This is a genomic window from Pseudonocardia sp. (genome assembly GCF_035305885.1).
Taxonomy (GTDB): Bacteria; Actinomycetota; Actinomycetes; order Mycobacteriales; family Pseudonocardiaceae; genus Pseudonocardia.
The window spans coordinates 71452-89012 of the sequence record NZ_DATGOP010000152.1; the positions used below are offsets into that span (position 1 = coordinate 71452).

Below are 17561 nucleotides of genomic sequence, written 5' to 3' on the forward strand. Positions count from 1 at the left end.
GATGACCGACACCGCTCCCGACACCGCGTCCGGCACCGGGCCCGCCGCGGCCTGCCCCCGCTGCCGGGAACCCGTCGACGAGCACCGCTTCTGCGAAAGCTGCGGCCACGACCTGTGGCTGCGCCGCGGCGGGGCCGCCCGGCCCCCGACCGGCCCGTGCCCCGGGTGCGGCGCCAACGGCGCGAGACCCGCGAGCGGGATCGGGGTGGACGCGGCCGGCGAGGACTACTGCGGCACCTGCGGGCTGCGGCTGCCGGACGGCACCGAGCACGTCGAGGCCGACCTCGGCCGGATCGCCGGGGTGAGCGACCGCGGGCTCGTCCACGTCCGCAACGAGGACGCGATGGCCGTCGGGCTGCTCGCCGCGCCCGGCCGCCCGCCGGTGATCGCGGCCATCGTCTGCGACGGCGTGTCCACGGTGGACGCCCCCGAGCTCGCCTCCCGCGCGGGCGCCGACGCCGCGCTGGAGCGGCTCCTGGGGCCGGGCGGCCCCGACATGGCCGGGGCGGTGGCCGCGGCGGCGGCCGCGGTCGCCGAGCTGGCCGAGGCGCACCACCGCAACCCGCCGTCGTGCACGCTCGTGGCCGCCGTCGTCGAGCCCGGCGGGGAACCGGGCGGCGAATCGGGTGGCGGACCGCTCATCACCGTCGGCTGGGTCGGCGACAGCCGGGCCTACTGGCTCGCCGCACCGGACGCGGCCGAGCCGTCGCGGCTGCTCACCGTGGACCACTCCTGGGCGGTGGAGATGATCTCCACCGGCGCGCTCGACGCGGAGACCGCGCTCGCCGACCGGCGGGCGCACGCGATCACCCGGTGGCTCGGGGCGGGCGGCGAGCCGGAGCCCGACGTCGTGACGCTGCGCCCGGCGGGCCCCGGCCTGCTGCTGCTCTGCTCGGACGGGCTGTGGAACTACGTCCCGCGACCCACCGATCTCGCCGAGGTGGCGCTGCCCGCGCTCGCGCGCGGCGGCCCGGCCGAGGTCGCCCGCCTGCTCACCACGATCGCACTGGACGCGGGCGGGCGCGACAACGTCACGGTCGTCGCCGTGCCCGTCGGGCCGCCGGAGGAGAGGAGGACCGGATGAGCGGCTCGCCCGCGCCGGGGACGTTCACCGTCGAGGTCGACCAGAACAGCTACCTGCCCGCCGGTGGGACGCGGGTGGACGCGATCGTCACGGTCACCGCCACCGACGGCGCCGCCGGCGTCGAGGTCCAGGCTCACGCGTCCCCCCATGGTCAGGACCTGGCGGACCCAGCCTAGGAGCGAACGCGACGGGCGGAGGTCGAGATCTGATCAGGATCCGGGCGCGCGAGGGCCCGGCGGAGCGGCTTCTAGGATTGGCACGATCGCGGAGAGGGAGGACTGGATGACGCCGCGCGACCAGCACGGGGGGCTCCCCACCGCGGGTGTGGGGCAGAAGACCGGGTTCCGCCCCGAACTCCAGGGCCTGCGGGCCCTCGCCGTCCTCCTGGTCGTCGTCTACCACGTCTGGATCGGCCGCGTCTCCGGCGGCGTCGACGTCTTCTTCTTCGTCTCCGGCTACCTGCTCACCGGCCAGCTGCTGCGGGCCGCCGAACGCGGCGAGCTCGACGTGCGGGCACGGTGGATGCGCAGCCTCGCCCGCCTCGTGCCGGCCGCGGCGGTGGTGCTCGTCGCCACCGCGGGGGCGGCCGCGCTCGTCCTGCCGGAGGGCCGGTGGGGCCAGACCGTGCGCGAGATCGCGGCCGCGGCGCTGTTCCTGGAGAACTGGCAGCTCGCGGCCGACTCGGTCGACTACGCCGCCCGCAACAACGTCGTCAGCGTCGCCCAGCACTTCTGGTCGCTGTCGGTGCAGGTCCAGGTGTTCCTGCTGTGGCCGCTGCTGTTCGCCGTCGTCGCCATCGCCTGCCGCGGCGCGGCGGACAAGCTGCACCGCACCGCCACGCTGGTGCTCGCCGGCGTGTTCGCGACATCGCTGGTCTACTCGATCGAGCTGACCATCACCAACCAGCCGCTCGCGTACTTCCACACGCTGACCCGGCTGTGGGAGTTCGCCCTCGGCGGGCTGCTCGCGCTGCACGGGCACCGCATCGCGCTCACCCGGCGCGGGCGCGTCGCGGCGGGCTGGGCCGGCGTGGTCGCGCTGGTGGCCTGTGGCGCGGTCATCCCCGTCGCGCACGCCTTCCCCGGGATCGCGGCCCTGTGGCCGACCGGCGCCGCAGCACTCGTGCTGCTCGCCGGCCAGACCGGGGCGGCGCTGGGCGCCGACCGCCTGCTCGTCGCCGCGCCCGCCCGCTACCTCGGCGACATCAGCTACGCGCTGTACCTGTGGCACTGGCCGCTGCTCGTGCTGTACCAGCAGGGCTCGGGGCGGCAGGACGTCGGGCTCGCCGCGGGCGCGCTCATCATCGCCGCGGCCACGGGGCTCGCCGCGCTCACCTACGAGTGTCTCGAAAAGCCCCTCAACCGCCGCCGGGGCGGGCTGCGCCGCCAGGTCCGGATCACCGCCGCGGGCACCGCCGCCGTCCTCGCCGTCGCGCTCGTCTGGCAGCTCGCCGCCGTGTCACGGGCGGACACCGAGGCCGTGCTCGGCGACGACGCCCACCCCGGCGCCCGCGCGCTGCTGTCGGACGAGGAGGTCCCGCCGGCGCCGTACCTGCCGTCGGCGGTCGCGGTCACCGAGGACTGGGTGCGCATCGAGCGGTGGGACTGCACGCAGATGTCGGGCTTCCCCATGGACATGTGCGCGCAGCCGCTGCCCGTCGCCGAGGACACCCAGGAGCCGCTGCCGCCCGACCGCCGGATCGTCGTGGTGGGCGACTCGCACGCCCAGCAGCTCACCGGCGCGCTGCTGCCGATCGCGGAGCGCAACAACTGGCAGATCATCACGATCGTGCGTGGCGCCTGCCCGTTCTCCACCGCGTCCGAGGTGGTGCCGGACGACCAGGACTGCCTCGCCTGGAACGCCGCTGCCGCCGAGGAGATCATCGCGATGCGGCCGGACGCCGTCGTCACGCTCGCCTCGCGCGACGTCCGCGCCGGGCAGACCGAGCAGACGCCCGCCGGCTTCGTCGAACAGTGGCGCCGGCTCGACGCCGAGGGCATCCCGGTGATCGCCCTGCGCGACAACCCCCGCTTCGACCACTCGATCCCCGACTGCGTGCAGACCCGCCCCGACGACATCGACGGATGCGGCGGGGACCGCGCGGAGTTCTACGCACCCACCCCGCCGTGGGCGGGCCTGCCCGACGTGCCGGACAACGTCACGTTCGTCGACACGGCCGATGCGGTGTGCGACGCTCACCGCTGCCCACCGGTGATCGGCAACGTGCTCGTGTACATGGACGACAACCACCTCACGGCGACCTACAGCACGTCCATGTCGGACCTGCTGGCCAGCCGGATCGAGGAGGGCCTGGGCTGGTGAGGAGGTAGCGGTGACGGCGACGAGCCGGCGGCGGGTGCCCGGGTGGTCGCTCGGGCTGCTCGCCGCGCTGGCGCTGGCGTTCCCGCCCGTCGCGATCGTGGACACCGCACCCGCGGCCGGGCAGGCCGCGGACTGCTCCGCCGAGCGCGTCGTCTGCATGACGGGGGACACGACGTCGCGGATCGAGGTGACGACGCCGGGGACGGTCGTCGACGGCCGCGGGTTCTCCTCCGTCGGGATCACTGTGAACGCCGACGACGTCGTGGTGCGGAACTTCGCCTTCCGCGACTGCGCCGGCAACTGCATCTGGATGAAGGGCGAGCGCAACGTCGCCCAGGACAACACGGTCTCGCAGGTGTACTACGCCGGCGACGACATCGACGGGCTGCGCTTCTTCGGCGACGACACCAAGATCCTGCGCAACCGGTTCGTCGACATCCTGAAAGGCCCGAAGCACGACTCCCACCTGGACTGCATCCAGACGTGGGCCTCGCCGCAGACCGGTGGGGGCAGCGCCCACGTGGTGATCGCGGGCAACGAGTGCCGCGACCCGAACTTCCGCCAGTGCGTGATGGTCGAGGGCCCCGGCTCCACCGACGGCGGTGGCGGCGGCCCCGGCGCCACCCGGGACTGGATCATCGAGGACAACCACTTCGAGTGTTTTGCGAACCAGACCATCGCGTTGCGCGACGCCCACGGCTTCGTCATCCGCAACAACACGTTCGCCGGGCGCGGCAACAAGGCGATCCAGCTGGCCGACGGCACGTCCGGCATCACGATCCGCGACAACGTCCTCGGGCCGGGGTACCGGAGCCTCACCGGCGACTGAGGCTCACACGTCGCCTCACACGTCGATGGTGGCCGCGCACCACCAGCCGTCGTCCCTCGGCTCGCAGCGCAGGTCGTTCAGCGTGACCGCCTTGGGCGCGGCGCCGATCACCTCGACCTCACCCACCGGCGCGACCCGCAGCCGCAGCTCCACGCCGGTGGGGCCGGGGGTGAGCTCGGCGCCGCACGGCACCACCGAGTGGGCGTCCAGCAGGTAGATCACCTCGTCGAGCACGGCCGCCAGCAGGTCGGCGTCGGCGGTCGCGTCCAGGCGGGTGGTGATCGTCTCCATGGGGGCGGCGCCCGCGGTGTCGGCGAACGTCGCGACGAGCCCGGCCACCGCCTCGGCCAGGCAGTCCTCCCGGGTCGGCCCCCACGCCTCGACGCGGACGTCGGCGGTGTGCTCGACGGCGCGGTGTCCGCGGGCCGTCATCCCTTCACCACACCCAGCGGGACCAGGCGGGCGACGGCCCGGCACAGGCCGGCGCCCTGCGCCGCCGCGACGACCGCGTCGACGTCCTTGTACGCCTCGGGCGCCTCCTCGGCGAGCCCGCGCGCGGAGGCACCGCGCACGGCGATGCCGTGTCCTTCCAGCCGCTTGCGCAGCGCACCACCGGTGACCGCGCGCGCCGCTTGTTTCCGGCTCTGCACCCGGCCGGCGCCGTGGCAGGTGGAGGAGAAGGCTCCCCCGCCGGTGACCCCGCGCAGCACGTAGGACGCGGTGCCCATCGAACCCGGGATGAGCACCGGCTGGCCCGCGTCGCGCAGGGCGGGCGGCAGGTCGGGGTGGCCCGGCGGCAGGGCCCGGGTGGCGCCCTTGCGGTGCACGCACAGCCGGCGGCGCTCGCCGCCGACCTCGTGCTCCTCGAGCTTGGCGAGGTTGTGCGACACGTCGTACACCATGCTGAGCCGCTGCCCGGTGACGCGTTCGAACACGTCGGAGGCGGCCTCGGCGAGCAGCTGGCGGTTCGCGCGCCCGTAGTTGGCGGCCGCGGCCATCGCCCCCAGGTAGGCGCGCCCCTCGGGGGACTCGACCGGGACGCACGCCAGCTGGCGGTCGGGCACCGAGATCCCGTACTCGCGCATCGCCCGGTCCATGATCCGCACGTGGTCGGTGCAGATCTGGTGGCCGAGCCCGCGCGAGCCCGTGTGGATCATCACGCACACCTGCCCCGGCGCCAGCCCGAAGGCGGCCGCGGCGGGCTCGTCGAGCACCTCGTCGACCGCCTGCACCTCCAGGAAGTGGTTGCCCGAGCCCAGGCTGCCGACCTGTTCCAGGCCCCGCTCCACCGCGCGGGCGCTCACCTGGCCGGGATCGGCGTCGGCGACGGCGCCGCCGTCCTCGCAGCGCTCGAGGTCGCGTTCCTCGCCGTGGCCGCGCTCCACCGCATACCGGGAACCGCCGAGCAGCACCCGCTCGAGCTCGGCGCGGCCGGACAGCCGCCACACCGCGCCCGACCCCGCGCCCCGGGGGATCGAGCGGTCCAGGCCGTCCATCACCCGCTCGATCGGCAGCTCCGACCGGTCCATGTCGGCGGTGAGCAGCCGGACGCCGCACGAGATGTCGAACCCGACCCCGCCCGGCGACACCACCCCACCGCGCTCCACGTCGGTCGCTGCGACGCCACCGATCGGGAACCCGTAGCCCCAGTGCACGTCCGGCATCGCGTAGGACGCCTCGACGATGCCCGGCAGCGTCGCGACGTTCACCACCTGCTGCAGCGACCCGTCCTCCGCCGGGTCGGGGAGGAGGTCGCGGGAGGTGAAGATGACGCCGTCCACGCGCATGTCGCCGCGCGCCGGTACGCGCAGGCGGAAGGGGGCCTCCTCGACGACCTCCACGTCCACTGCCGCTGGTGTCCGCATCAGGTCCTCCCTGCTGACATCGTAGGCAGGTACCCGCTCGGGCACATGGCCAACGCGGCGGTGGTCGTGGGGGTTCCGGGTGCCTCGTGGGACCGCTGCGGGGCCCAGCCACGTCCTCGCTGCGGAACCGCTGCGTGAACCCGCCGACCTCCTGGCGGCGCCGGTTGTACGGGCAGGTTTCCCCGGGCAGGTCGCGGGGCCTGCCCGGATACGCCCGCGGCGCCGCCAGGAGGCGGTTCCATTTTTCGGGTTCCGCGGAACCCGACTCGAGAATGGGCCTGCAACCACGCCACTCGGTTGTGACCCCAACCAGCCCCCCGAGGTGGCCAGGCGCGCCGACCGGCAGCCGAATCCGGGATCGAGTCCCGCGGAACCCGCCGGGAGAAGGACACGAAGCGGCCTCCGCCACCGGTCCGGGTGGATCTTCTCGCACGGTCGGGCTACTGGCGCGGCGGGCGGCCTTCTCCGCTGGTCACGATGCCGCCGTGGGGGACGGGCGTCGTGGCGGGAGACGGGTCGGCGAGTGGTTCCTGCTCGCCGCGGCGCTCGCACTGGTGTGCGGGCTGCTGGCGGGCCGGGAGCTGCCCGAGCCGGAAGCGGACGCCGCGGCGCTCGACGCAGCACCCGCGCCGGCGGCCGATCCGGTGGACGTGCAGACCGAGCGGGCGGCCGCCCGGCTCGCGGCCTGGATGCGCCCGCTCGCGCCGGGGGAGCGGCCGCCGCAGTTCGTGCTGTTCTCCTTCGACGGCGTCGGGTCGCACCGGCACTGGGAGCGGGTGCTCGCGCTGGCGGGGGCGTCGGAGGCGCGCGTCACCGGGTTCCTGTCCGGGGTCTACCTGCTGCCGGACTCAGAACGGCGGCGCTACCGGCCGCCGGGGAGGGCGGCCGGGCGATCGGCGATCGGGTTCGGCGGGTCGCGGTCCGAGGTCGACACGCTGATCGCGGACCTCATGGAGGCCCGCCGGCGCGGGCACGAGATCGGCACCCACTACAACGGCCACTTCTGCTCGGGTGACGAGCCGAGCGTGGGGCGCTGGTCGACCGAGATGTGGAACGCCGAGCTCGACCAGTTCTTCGCGTTCGTCGAGGCCGCGCGCGAGCGGGGGCTCGACCTCGGGCCCGGGGCGGTGAAGGGCGGCCGGACGCCGTGTCTCGAGGGCCGGTGGTCGCAGGCCTACGCCGCGATGCGGGCCCACGGGTTCACCTACGACACCAGCCGCCCGACCGACGGGATCGTCTGGCCCACCAATGAGAACGGCATCTGGGAGTTCTGGATGCCCTCGGTGCGGGTGCCCGACCTCGGCCGGCAGGCGCTGCTCATGGACTACAACCTGTGGATCGCCGTCAACGGCGGCCGCGACCAGCCGGAGCGGGCGGCGGAGATCAGCGACACGGTGCTCGGCGCCTACCGGGCCGCCTACACGGCCGCCCGGGACGGCAACCGCGCTCCGCTGGTGATCGGCAACCACTTCAACCGGTGGTCCGGGGGCGGGTTCTTCGACGCCGTCGAGCGGTTCATGGCCGAGGTGTGCCTGCAGCCCGAGACGGTCTGCGCCACCCACTCCGACGTCGTGGCGTGGATGGAGCTGCAGGACCGCGAGGTGCTGGACGCCTGGCGGGCCGCGCCCCGCGCCCGCGTGTCCCGCACGCCGTAGGCCGCGCGGCCGCCCGCCTAGGGTGATCGGCATGCGGATCGGACTGGGCGCCCCCGTATCCGGGGCGTGGGCCACCCCCGAGAACCTCGCGCGGGTGGCCGAGGAGGCCGAGCGCCACGGGTACGCGTCGCTGTGGACGCTGCAGCGGCTCCTGGTCGGCGCCGACCAGGACCTGCCGCCCGTTTACCACAGCGTGCTCGACCCGATCACCGCCCTCGCGTTCGCCGCGGCGCGGACCTCCCGGATCCGGCTGGGGGTCGGCGTGATCAACATGCCGTTCGTGCCGCCCGCCTACCTCGCCAAGCAGGCGGCGACGCTCGACGTGCTGTCGCACGGACGGCTCGACCTCGGCCTCGGCGTCGGCTGGTCCCCGCCGGAGTTCACCGCGACCGGCGCGTCGACCGCCCGTCGCGGCCCGCGCGCCGTCGAGTACGTGCAGGTCCTGCGCACGCTGTGGGCCGACGAGGTGAGCCGCTTCGACGGCGGGTGCTACGTGATCCCGCCGAGCCGCGCGCTGCCCAAGCCGGTGCAGCGGCCCGGCCCGCCGGTGCTGCTGGGCGGCGGCGTGCCCGCCGCGCTGCGGCGCGCCGGTCGCATCGCCGACGGCTGGATCTCCAGCAGCGGCGCCGACCTCACCCGGATCGCCGACGACATCGCGCTGGTCCGCCGGGGTGCCGAGCAGGCCGGGAAGGACCCGGCGGCGGTGCGGGTGGTCGTCCGAGGCGTGGTGCGGGTGGACGGGCGCACCGACCGGCTGCTGTCCGGCCCGTACGACAAGATCCGCGAGGACGCGGCCTGGCTCGCCGAGCGCGGCGTCACCGAGCTGTTCTACGACCTGAACTTCGACCGCGCGGTCGGCAACCCCGCCGCCGACCCGGACGCCGCCGTCGAGCGCGCGATGACGATCATCCACGCCCTGCGCCCAGGAACCGCGTGATCGCGGCCTCGACCTCCTCCCGGCGTTCCAGGTGCGGGGCGTGGCCGCAATCGAGGACCTGCAGCGTCACCGGCCCGGCAGCGCGGTCGCGCACCTCCTCCACGTGCACGACGGTGCCGTAGGGGTCGGCCGTGCCCTGCACACCCAGCACCGGGCAGGTGATGCCGGCGAGCTCGTCGCGGATGTCCCAGTCGCGGAACGCGTCGTCGAGCCAGCCGTCGTTCCAGTTCCAGAACGTGACGTCCGGGTCGCGGTGGTGGCGGGCCATCCGGGCGCGCAGGTCGCCGTCGACGAAGTCGCGCCGGGCCTGCTCGATGCCGCGCAGCCCGACCTCCTCGACGAACACGTGCGGCGCGAGGACCACCACCGCCTCGACGCCTTCCGCGGTGCGCGGGTCGGCCGCGTGCAGCAGGGCGATCGAGCCGCCGTCGCTGTGCCCGACGAGCACGACGCGCTCCAGCCCGAGCGCCGCCCGCACGGCCGGGACGACCTCGGCCGCCTCGTCGTGCATGTAGCGGGGGGTCCGCTTGCCGGGCGGGAGGTCGGAGCCGCCGTGCCCGAGCCGGGAGAACGCGACGGCCCGCCGCCCGGTGGCGGCGGCGAGGCGGTGGTGGAACCCCCGCCACAGCCGCACCGAGCCCAGGCCTTCGTGCAGGAACAGCAGCGGGGTGAGGGCGGGGTCGCCGGGCACGTCGTCGTACTCGACGCGCCCGCCCGGCACGTCGACGAGCGGAAGGTCCACGCCCGGCAGCGTGCCTGCCGCTACGCGGGTGCGTCCAGCCGGGCGGCGAGGCGCTTCGGCGCCACCTGGCGGTAGGCGTCGGTGACGAGCTCCTCGATCTCGGTCCAGTCCACGTCCGGCACGTCGAGGTACACGCCCACCCAGCCGCGGACGCCCACGTAGGGCGGGCGGAAGAACCTCCGCGGGTCCGCGGCGACGAGCTCCTCCTGCACCCCCGGCGGGGCGGCGCACCAGAACGCGAGCCGGTCGTCGTGGTGGTGGTCGGCGAACATCACGAAGCTCTTGCGCACGAACCAGGTCGGCTCGCCGTGGCTTCGCCGCTCGGTCACCTCGGGCAGCGCCGTGCAGATCGCGCGGAGCCGCTCGAGCGGTGTGGCCCGCGCGCTCACGCGGGCACCGCCCGCAGCACCGAGTAGCCCGACCCGGCCGCCCGCGTGACGCTCTCCAGCCGCAATCCCGCCGCGGTGAGCAGGCCCGCGAACTCGGTCTCCGTGCGCTCCCGCCCGCCGGTGCACACGAGCATGTTGAGGTCGCTCATGAGGAGCATGCGCTGGTCGGCGAGCACCTGCGGATCGTCGCGCAGGACGGGCTCCACGAGGAACAGCACCCCGCCGTCCGGCACCGCCGCGCGCACCCGGGACAGGATCACGGCGCTGCGCTCGTCGTCCCAGTCGTGGATCACGCTCTTCACGACGTGGGCGTCCGCGGTCGGGACCTCGGCGAAGAAGTCGCCGGTGACGACCGTGCACCGCTCGGCCACCACGGGGTCGCCGACGCCTGCCGGCGAGTCGAACAGGATCCCCTGCAGGTGCGGGTGCGCGTCGAGGAACGCGGCGAGCAGCGTGCCGTCGCCGCCGCCGACGTCGGCGAGGGTCGTGACGCCGGTCAGGTCGCACGCGGCCACGATGCCGGGCGCGGCCGCCCGGGTGCCCTCCGCCATCGCCTCGGTGAAGATCGCGTTCAGGTGCGGGTCGGCGGCCATGTGGGCGAACGAGGTGAGGCCGGTGAGCCTCTCGAACGCCACGCCCCCGGTCCGGACGCTCCACTCCAGCTCGCCCCACGACCGCCAGACCACGTCGCCGCAGAACAGCTGCGCCAGGTTGGCCATCGAACCGGGGACCCCGGTGCGCAGCAGCTGCCCGGCGGGGGTGAGCGCGTACCCCCCGGAACCGCTCACGCCGACCAGGTCCAGCCCCACCGCCGCCCGCAGCAGCCTGCGCAGCGCCCCGGGGTCGGCGCCGGTGCGGGTGGCCAGCGCGTCGAGGTCGAGTTCGCCGTCGCCCAGCGCGTCCGGCACGCCGAGCCGCGCGAGGGTCTGCACGACCTGCGCCGGGAAGAACCCGAAGACCAGCGCCGCCAACCGCTCCCGCTCGGAGACCACTGCGGCGGTCACGGCTTCACCTGCGGCCGGTAGCTCCCGACGGAGAAGATGTTGCCCTCGGGGTCGCGCACCGCGTACTCGCGCGAGCCGTAGGGCTGGTCCACGAGTTCCTGCACCACCTCGGCACCGGCGGCGACGGCGCGATCGTGGTGGGCGTTCACCTCCTCGGCGGAGTCGAGGGCGAGGTACACGACCGCGCGGCCGGTGTCGAACGGGTCGTTCCCTGCGCGCCGCGTCCCGATCATGAGAACGTCGTCGCCGAAGCTCAGCTCGGCGTGCGCGACGGTGCCGTCGTCGGCGAGGTGGACGTTCTGCTCGACGAACCCGAGCGTGCCCGTGAGGTACGCGATCGCCGCCCGGGCGTCGTCGTAGCGGAGGGTCACGTGGATGCTCATGCCACCCGACCGTAGGAACCACGGGGCGCCGTGGCTTGGACGAATGGGAACCGCGGGCTCAGCCCCACTCGACCAGGTACTCGGTGGGCGTGCACCCGGCCAGCGCGCGGAACTCCCGCACCAGGTGCGCGTGGTCGGCGTACCCGCACGCGGCGGCGACGTCGGCGATCGAGCGCACCGGGACCGACGCCGTGTCGGAGGGGCCTGGGCCGTGGACACCGGCCGGGGCCAGCAGCCGGGCGGCGCGCTGGAACCGCAGCACCCGGGCGGCCGTCTTCGGGCCCAGCCCCACCTGGCGGCGGAAGCGGGTGAGCAGGTGGCGGCGGCTCCAGCCGGTGGCGGCGGCGAGCTCGTGCACCTCGACCCGGCCCCCGTCGGCCACGAGCCGCCGCCACGCCCACGCGACCTCCGGGTCGGGGCGGGCGGTGGACGCGTCGAGGCGGCGCAGCAGCGCGTCGTCGATCAGGGCGAAGCGCTCCCGCCAGCCCGGCGCCTCGGCGAGCCGGCCGGGCAGCCCGGCGAGCTCGGGCACGTCGAGCTCGGTGAGCTGCGGCGTCGCGTTCGTGAGGTCCGACAGCGGCCTGCCGAGCAGGGCGTAGGCGCCGAGCGGGCCGAGGTCGACCTGCACCCCGTGCTGGAGGCCGACGAACTCGGTGCGGACCGGGGCGTCGTGCATGCCGGCGAGGAACGACGCGGGCGCGAGGGGGCCGGCCGGGCCGTGCAGCCGCAGCCGCGGGCCGAAGCTGATGATCAGCGTGCACGAGGCGGCGGCCGCCTGCCGGCGCAGCACGGGGGTGCGGCTGTGCTCGCGGTAACCCAGGTAGCGCAGCACGTACCCGGCGAGCGCGGGGTGCGGCCGCCCCGGGGTGTACTCCCCGTCCACGGCGCCAGCGTGGCAGGCGCGGCGCGGGCGCGCCACGCCCGCGTGCCGGTCAGGAGTGGTGCGCCGCCCGGTGCGCGGCCAGCACGTCGCGGCCGAAGTCGGCCTCGGGATCCCGCCACACCGCGTGGGCGTGGTTGGCGCCCCGCTGGGTGTTGTCCCACTCGATGAGCAGCCGCGGGCCCTGCAGCCGGTAGTAGTGCGGTTCGCCCGGCTCCGTGGAACCGGCCCACGCGAGGTGCACGGCGTCGAGCGCGGCCGGGTCGTCGTAGCGGGGGAGCGGGGAGATCCCCGGCGGCACGCGGTCGAGGTAGGTGCCGAGCAGCGCGTGCAGCAGCTCGCGTTGCGCGGCGTCCAGCTCGGCGCCCGGGACGCCCTTCGGCTCCGGGGTGATCGCCAGCGCCTCCTGCTCGCCGCCCTGCATGCCGGTGACCGGGGTGGCCCCGCGCGGATCGACGTGCGGGCCGCCCGGCCGCCACAGCGCGCTGCGGTCCAGCCCGCTCACGACCTGCGGGCTGTTGCCCGCCACGATGTCGTCGGGGGCCCGTCCGAGCAGCAGGGCGCGCGCGGCGAGGTCCGGGTGCAGCGAGCGCACGAGCTCGCGCGCCAGGTCCTCGGCCACCCCCAGCGGCCGCAGCGCCGCGCCGCCCAGCAGCGGGGAGCGGGCCGGGTCGGCGCCGAGGAAGCAGGGCGTGGTGGCCACGACCCGCCCGTCCACGACGAGGTTGTGCAGCGACACGTGGTGGCCGCCGAACCGCCACCCCCACGGGGCCGAGCCCCCGGGCTCGCCGAAGACCCGCAGGAAGTAGCGGCCCGGGTCGCGGCCCCGCTCCCAGCCGAAGTCGACGGTGAAGCCCTCCGTGCGGTCGAGCACGTTCTCCAGACCGAGCACGGTGGCGACCGTGTTGTACCCGGCCTCGGACAGGCCGGTGGCGAGCAGCCGCATCACGAGCCGGTGCTGCGCGGGTCGCTGCTGGTGGAAGGTGAGGCCGCCGTGGTCGGTGGGCGTGTAGAACCACCGGGTGCGCTCGCCCTCGGCCTCCTCGCTCGTGCCGGGTGGGGGGCCGACCGCCACCTTCCGCTGCTCCGGGTCGAGGGACTCCAGCCACGCCGAGGCCGCCTCGGCCATCCGATCCGCCACGTCGCGACCGACGTCGGTCACCGCCTGCGCCATGGCATGACCTTAACCGCCTACACCGCCGGCATGGGTGGCCCGCCGAGCCCACCCCGGGCGCGGCCGAGCCGGATGTCGCACCGGACCTTCTCCGGGTCGAGGCCGGTGAGGTCGACGATCAGCGACCGCGCCGCGTCCTCGGCGTCAGGCATCGCCGGGGCGGTGGTGGCTGCCTCGATCTCCGGCACGTAGAGCACCAGGTGCCGCTCCGAGAGCCAGGCCACCACCTCGAACGTCCGCTCGCCTGTGTGCGCGGCCACACCGTCCACGGTAGTCGGCGAACGCGCTGCCGTCGTCAGCCACAAGGAGTGATCGAGCAGTCCTCGTCCTCCTCGTCGGGCTCGTCGGCCCCCTCGTCGCTGAAGAAGCCGGGCCGCTCGGGCTCCTCCGGGACGAGCTCCTGCTCCTCCGGCGGTGGCGCGGGCACCGGCCCGGGCGGCGCTCCTGGCTCCGGCGCCGACGGCGGCTGCTCCGGCGGGACGGATGGGGGAGCCGACGGCGGCGGGGTCTCGTTGGCCCCGAGCGGGGACGGCGGCTTCCCGATGGGCCGCAGCGGCGGGAAGTCCTCGACCGGGGTGCCCGCCAGCGCCTTCGACATGGCCTCCTGCCACACGTCCCCCGGCAGGCTGCTGCCGCGGATCGGCCGGCCGCGCGCGGTGCGGATGGGGGAGTTCATGTCGGTGCCCAGCCACACCGCGGTGGACAGCGACGGGGTGAACCCGGCCATCCACGCGTCGTTGTTCTCCCCCTCGAACCGCGACTCGACGGTGCCCGTCTTGGCCGCGACGGGGCGCCCGCCCGGCAGGGCGAGGTCGTCGTGCTCGGCGACGTCGAGCATGGACTCGACCACGTTGCGCGCCACCCGCTCCGGGAAGCGGCGCTCGCCCTCGGTGGAGGCCTGGTAGAGCACGGTGCCGTCGGCCGTGACCACCGACGCCACGAGGTGCGGCTGGCGCCACACGCCGCCCGCCGCGAGCGTCGCGTACGCCGAGGCCAGCTCGAACGTCGACACCTCCTTGTTGCCCAGCGCGATGCCCTCGGTCGGGTTGTCGAGCGGGGAGGTGATGCCCGCGGCGCGGGCCGCGGCGGCGACGGCCTCCGGGCCGATCTTCTTGGTGAGCGTGTGGAACACGACGTTGTTCGACACGGTCATGGCCTGCTTGAGGTCGCACTCGTCGCAGTCGGCGCCCTCCGCGTTGCGCAGGCCGGGTACCTCGCGCCCGTCGAAGACCTCGCCGAGGCCCACCGGCGGGTCGCGCAGCAGCGCGGCGAGCACGACGAACGGCTTGAACGTCGAGCCGGCGAGCTTGCGCACCTGCGCGTAGTCCAGGCCGAGCCCGTTGTCGCCGCCGTAGTAGGCGAGGACCGCTCCGGTCCGCGGGTCGATCTGCACCACGGCGCTGCGCAGGTTCACCGGCTGCTTGTCGAGGGCGTCGTGCGCGGCGTCGACCACCTGCTGCTGGCGGCGGGGGTCGATCGTCGTCGTGATCCGCAGGCCCTGCTGGGCGACGTCCTGCTCGGTGAAGCCGAGGTCCTCCAGCTCGGCGGTCACGGCGCTGACGATGTGACCGCGGCTGTCGGTCGGGACGCCGCGGGCGAGCGCCCGGCGCGCCTGCGTCTGCGGGAAATGCGCGCCCGCCCGCTCGGCCGGGTCCATCCAGCCCTGGGAGACCATCCCGTCGAGCACGAAGTTCCACCGCGCGACGGCCCGCTCCGGGTTGACCGCCGGGTCCCAGCGGGACGGCGACTGGATCAACCCCGCCAGCAGCGCGCCCTCGGTCGGGGTGAGCTGGTCGACGTTCTTGCCGAAGTAGGCCTGGGCGGCGGACTGGATGCCGTAGGCGCCGCGGCCGAAGTAGATCGTGTTCAGGTAGTCGGCGAGGATCTCGTCCTTCGTGCGCTGCTGGGAGAGCTTGACCGCGAGGACGACCTCCTTGTACTTGCGCCACAGCGTCTGCTCGTCGCCGACGAGCGCCTTCTTCACGAACTGCTGCGTGATCGTCGAGCCACCGCCCACGCCGCCGCGCAGCTGGTTCCAGGCCGCGCGCGCGATGCCGGTGAGGTCGAAGCCCGGGTTGGAGTAGAACGAGCGGTCCTCCGCGGCGAGCACCGCATACCGCACGTGCACCGGCACCTGCTCGAGCGACACCTTGATCCGGTTGCCCTCCTCGGGCACCAGCCGGGTGAGCGGGGTGCCGTCGGCGTACGAGACGACCGTGACCTGGTTGTTCACCGCCGCGTCCGGGGTGGGGACCGGGAAGGCCAGGTAGCCGATCGTGAAGGCGAGCACGGGCCCCAGCAGGACCACCGCCGCCGTCCCGACGAACGCCCGCAGCAGCATGCGCCTCCGGCGCGCCCGCGGGGAGAGGCGGGCGGCGCGCGCGGGGGCTTCGGCGAGCGGCAGGACGTCGGTGGCCTCCGGTGCGCGGTGGCGCGCGGTGTCCATCCCCGGCGTGCCGTGGCCCTGCGCGCGGGCCCGCTGCGCCCGGCTGCGCTGCGGCTTCGGCGGCTGCCACCAGCCGACCGGGTGGGTGCCCCGCCGCGACCGCTGCGTCGGCAGCCCCAGGCCCCGCACCCCGGGCCCGGCGGAGCGGGAGGAGCGCCTCGGACGGGCTCCGTGCACGCGTCGCACCTCCCCTTACCTGCCCTGACCAGCACTCCCCGCCCGACGGCGGGGAGGACGTGAGGTCCAACGGGCGCCGCCGCGACGGCGGTGTGGCGCAGGCCCCGACATCACCCGATGGGCTTGCGCAGAGTGATCGTCGACGCACCCGGTGGGCCACGATCGTCACGCTCGGTGATCATCCGTCCGTCGGACGGCCGCGTGCCCGGTCGGCGCAGCGGCGACGGCCGAGCGGGTGGACATCGGTTGCTCCGCCACGCCGCGCGATGCTGCGCGGATGCTCCCCACTCCTCGTGACCGCAGCGCGCCCGAGGCGGTGCCCCCCGAACCACCCCCCGGCCCACCGCCGCTGGAAGCCCGGCTTGCCGCGCTCGTGCGGGCCGCGGGGGCGCAGGCGGCGCACGCCGTCGACGGGGCGAGCGGGCAGGTGCTGGCCCGCGTCGGCCCGGCCGACGGCGACGACCCCGCCGCGCTCGCCCAGCTCGCGCGCGCTGCGCAGGCCCTCGCGCGGGGGCGCGGCGAGCGGATCGAGGACGTCGCGGTGGCCCTGGGCAGCGCGTCCCTGCACGTGCTGCGCGAGTGCGACGGCGTGGTGCTGCACGCCCGCCTGGACCCCGCCCGGGGCGACATCGCCGCCGTGCGGCGCGGGCTCGCCGGCCTCGGGCGCGCGGTCGCGGGCGGCACGGGCCGGGAGGCGGCGCCCGCCGCGCGCCCCGCGGCCCGGCGGGACGAGCTCCGACGCCACCGGGCCGCCGAGGACGCCTGGCCGTACTCGCTGCCGCGGACGCGGCGGGACCCGGCGGAGGCCGAGCCGGGGCGCGACGAGGCGCGCGGGGTGGAGCGGTCCGCCGCGGCGTCGACGGAGCCGGGGATGCGGCCGGCCACGCCCCCTCCCCGCCCGGCCCCGCGCACGGCGCGGGGCGGCGGGCGCGAGACCGGTCCGGAGCCGCCGCGGGCCCGGCCGGACGCCCCCGCGTCGCCGGCGCACCGACGCTCGACGCCGGAGAACCCGGGACCGCCCGCACCCGCCGCGGCCCGTTCGACGCCACCCCTTTCGACGCCACCCCTTTCGGCGCCACCCCGCTCCCTGCGCGAGCGCGACGCGCGCGAGCCCGGCCGGGGCGCGCCCGGGCCGGCGATGCCCGGCGTCGAGCCGCCCGGCTCGCCGCCGGGCCCCGAGCCGCCGCGGCAGGACCCGCCGCGCCGGCTCCCCGCACCCCGCCCGGCCCCGCCCCCGCGCCAGGCCCGTTCGCAACCCTCCGAGCCCCAGCAGCCGGCCACCGAGCACATCCCGCGACAGCGCCCCTCGGAGCGCCTCTCGGCCCGCCCCCCGGACCGCCCCTCGCCCCGGCCGCGCCCGGAGAACCGGGCGGAGCGCCCGCCGGAGCCACCGTCCGTCCCGCTGCCCCGGCACGCGCTGCGCGCCGACGGGGACGGCCGCGACCCCGCGATCGTCGCCGTCGACTCCGGCCGGGCGGATCCGGCGACGGGCGCCCTCGCGCTGCTCGCGCTGCCCGCGCTACCCCGGCGCAGGCGCGCCGCCCCCGCCCACGCCGCCCCCGCCCCCGGGGCGGTCGTCACGCCCGCGGTGCTGAACCTGCCGTGGTCGGACGACCTCTCCACCATGCGGCGGACCCTCGCCGGACTGCGCCGGCTGGCCTGACCGGCGCCGGT

17 protein-coding genes are annotated in these 17561 nt (G+C 75.7%); 7 read left to right on the forward strand and 10 right to left on the reverse strand.

Going from position 1 to position 17561, the window contains the following annotated elements:
• Window position 1: 1 nt before the first annotated feature.
• The 4 genes from VKZ81_RS34030 (at window position 2) to VKZ81_RS34045 (ending at window position 4235) form a co-directional block, all read left to right on the forward strand.
• Window positions 2-1084, forward strand: coding sequence for a PP2C family protein-serine/threonine phosphatase (locus VKZ81_RS34030; protein WP_324245875.1), 1083 nt, complete (start codon window positions 2-4; stop codon window positions 1082-1084).
• Window positions 1081-1260, forward strand: a complete 180-nt coding sequence (locus VKZ81_RS34035; protein WP_324245876.1) for a hypothetical protein — start codon at window positions 1081-1083, stop codon at window positions 1258-1260. Before VKZ81_RS34030 ends, VKZ81_RS34035 begins: the two co-directional genes overlap by 4 nt.
• Before the next feature lie 106 nt (window positions 1261-1366).
• A complete protein-coding gene (locus VKZ81_RS34040; RefSeq protein ID WP_324245877.1) occupies window positions 1367-3406 on the forward strand; it encodes an acyltransferase family protein in 2040 nt (679 codons plus the stop codon).
• Window positions 3407-3416: 10 nt separating this feature from the next.
• The gene (locus VKZ81_RS34045; protein WP_324245878.1) at window positions 3417-4235 is read left to right on the forward strand and encodes a right-handed parallel beta-helix repeat-containing protein; all 819 of its coding nucleotides are present in this window, start codon (window positions 3417-3419) and stop codon (window positions 4233-4235) included.
• A gap of 15 nt (window positions 4236-4250) precedes the next feature.
• Here VKZ81_RS34045 and VKZ81_RS34050 read toward each other — a convergent pair whose 3' ends face one another.
• Both VKZ81_RS34050 and VKZ81_RS34055 read right to left on the reverse strand, forming a co-directional pair.
• Complete coding sequence (locus tag VKZ81_RS34050; protein ID WP_324245879.1) at window positions 4251-4667, reverse strand: archease; 417 nt, start codon at window positions 4665-4667, stop codon at window positions 4251-4253.
• Window positions 4664-6100 (reverse strand): RtcB family protein, encoded by a 1437-nt coding sequence (locus VKZ81_RS34055; protein WP_324245880.1) that lies wholly within the window; start codon window positions 6098-6100, stop codon window positions 4664-4666. Before VKZ81_RS34055 ends, VKZ81_RS34050 begins: the two co-directional genes overlap by 4 nt.
• A gap of 485 nt (window positions 6101-6585) precedes the next feature.
• Between VKZ81_RS34055 and VKZ81_RS34060 the strand changes: the two genes are divergently transcribed.
• Together VKZ81_RS34060 and VKZ81_RS34065 are read left to right on the forward strand one after the other, a co-directional pair.
• A complete protein-coding gene (locus tag VKZ81_RS34060; RefSeq protein ID WP_324245881.1) occupies window positions 6586-7755 on the forward strand; it encodes a polysaccharide deacetylase family protein in 1170 nt (389 codons plus the stop codon).
• A gap of 31 nt (window positions 7756-7786) precedes the next feature.
• Window positions 7787-8692 carry a TIGR03619 family F420-dependent LLM class oxidoreductase gene (locus tag VKZ81_RS34065; protein ID WP_324245882.1) on the forward strand — a complete coding sequence of 302 codons (906 nt, stop codon included), beginning with the start codon at window positions 7787-7789 and terminating at the stop codon, window positions 8690-8692.
• Here the strand turns inward: VKZ81_RS34065 and VKZ81_RS34070 are convergent.
• From VKZ81_RS34070 to VKZ81_RS34105, 8 genes are read right to left on the reverse strand one after another with little or no spacing between them, the layout of a single operon-like run.
• Window positions 8661-9434, reverse strand: a complete 774-nt coding sequence (locus VKZ81_RS34070) for an alpha/beta fold hydrolase (protein ID WP_324245883.1) — start codon at window positions 9432-9434, stop codon at window positions 8661-8663. The genes VKZ81_RS34065 and VKZ81_RS34070 overlap by 32 nt on opposite strands.
• Window positions 9435-9454: 20 nt before the next feature.
• Complete coding sequence (locus tag VKZ81_RS34075) at window positions 9455-9823, reverse strand: MmcQ/YjbR family DNA-binding protein (RefSeq protein ID WP_324245884.1); 369 nt, start codon at window positions 9821-9823, stop codon at window positions 9455-9457.
• A complete protein-coding gene (locus VKZ81_RS34080) occupies window positions 9820-10827 on the reverse strand; it encodes a methyltransferase (RefSeq protein ID WP_324245885.1) in 1008 nt (335 codons plus the stop codon). Before VKZ81_RS34080 ends, VKZ81_RS34075 begins: the two co-directional genes overlap by 4 nt.
• Entirely contained in the window at window positions 10824-11210 is a 387-nt protein-coding gene (locus tag VKZ81_RS34085; protein WP_324245886.1) for a VOC family protein, read from the reverse strand. Before VKZ81_RS34085 ends, VKZ81_RS34080 begins: the two co-directional genes overlap by 4 nt.
• 58 nt (window positions 11211-11268) lie before the next feature.
• The gene (locus tag VKZ81_RS34090; protein ID WP_324245887.1) at window positions 11269-12093 is read right to left on the reverse strand and encodes a helix-turn-helix transcriptional regulator; all 825 of its coding nucleotides are present in this window, start codon (window positions 12091-12093) and stop codon (window positions 11269-11271) included.
• Window positions 12094-12142: 49 nt separating this feature from the next.
• A complete protein-coding gene (locus VKZ81_RS34095; protein WP_324245888.1) occupies window positions 12143-13264 on the reverse strand; it encodes a DUF3500 domain-containing protein in 1122 nt (373 codons plus the stop codon).
• Between the two features lie 17 nt (window positions 13265-13281).
• A complete protein-coding gene (locus VKZ81_RS34100) occupies window positions 13282-13524 on the reverse strand; it encodes a hypothetical protein (protein WP_324245889.1) in 243 nt (80 codons plus the stop codon).
• 35 nt (window positions 13525-13559) lie between these two features.
• A complete protein-coding gene (locus tag VKZ81_RS34105; protein ID WP_324245890.1) occupies window positions 13560-15887 on the reverse strand; it encodes a transglycosylase domain-containing protein in 2328 nt (775 codons plus the stop codon).
• A 277-nt stretch (window positions 15888-16164) separates the two neighbouring features.
• Between VKZ81_RS34105 and VKZ81_RS34110 the strand changes: the two genes are divergently transcribed.
• Window positions 16165-17550, forward strand: a complete 1386-nt coding sequence (locus VKZ81_RS34110; protein WP_324245891.1) for a hypothetical protein — start codon at window positions 16165-16167, stop codon at window positions 17548-17550.
• Window positions 17551-17561 lie beyond the last annotated feature (11 nt).

Coding starts and splice junctions, on each gene's coding strand:
- VKZ81_RS34030 (WP_324245875.1), top strand. CDS start 2: ATGACCGACACCGCTCCCGACACCGCGTCCGGCACCGGGCCCGCCGCG.
- VKZ81_RS34035 (WP_324245876.1), top strand. CDS start 1,081: ATGAGCGGCTCGCCCGCGCCGGGGACGTTCACCGTCGAGGTCGACCAG.
- VKZ81_RS34040 (WP_324245877.1), top strand. CDS start 1,367: ATGACGCCGCGCGACCAGCACGGGGGGCTCCCCACCGCGGGTGTGGGG.
- VKZ81_RS34050 (WP_324245879.1), bottom strand. CDS start 4,667: ATGACGGCCCGCGGACACCGCGCCGTCGAGCACACCGCCGACGTCCGC.
- VKZ81_RS34055 (WP_324245880.1), bottom strand. CDS start 6,100: ATGCGGACACCAGCGGCAGTGGACGTGGAGGTCGTCGAGGAGGCCCCC.
- VKZ81_RS34065 (WP_324245882.1), top strand. CDS start 7,787: ATGCGGATCGGACTGGGCGCCCCCGTATCCGGGGCGTGGGCCACCCCC.
- VKZ81_RS34085 (WP_324245886.1), bottom strand. CDS start 11,210: ATGAGCATCCACGTGACCCTCCGCTACGACGACGCCCGGGCGGCGATC.
- VKZ81_RS34095 (WP_324245888.1), bottom strand. CDS start 13,264: ATGGCGCAGGCGGTGACCGACGTCGGTCGCGACGTGGCGGATCGGATG.
- VKZ81_RS34110 (WP_324245891.1), top strand. CDS start 16,165: ATGCTCCCCACTCCTCGTGACCGCAGCGCGCCCGAGGCGGTGCCCCCC.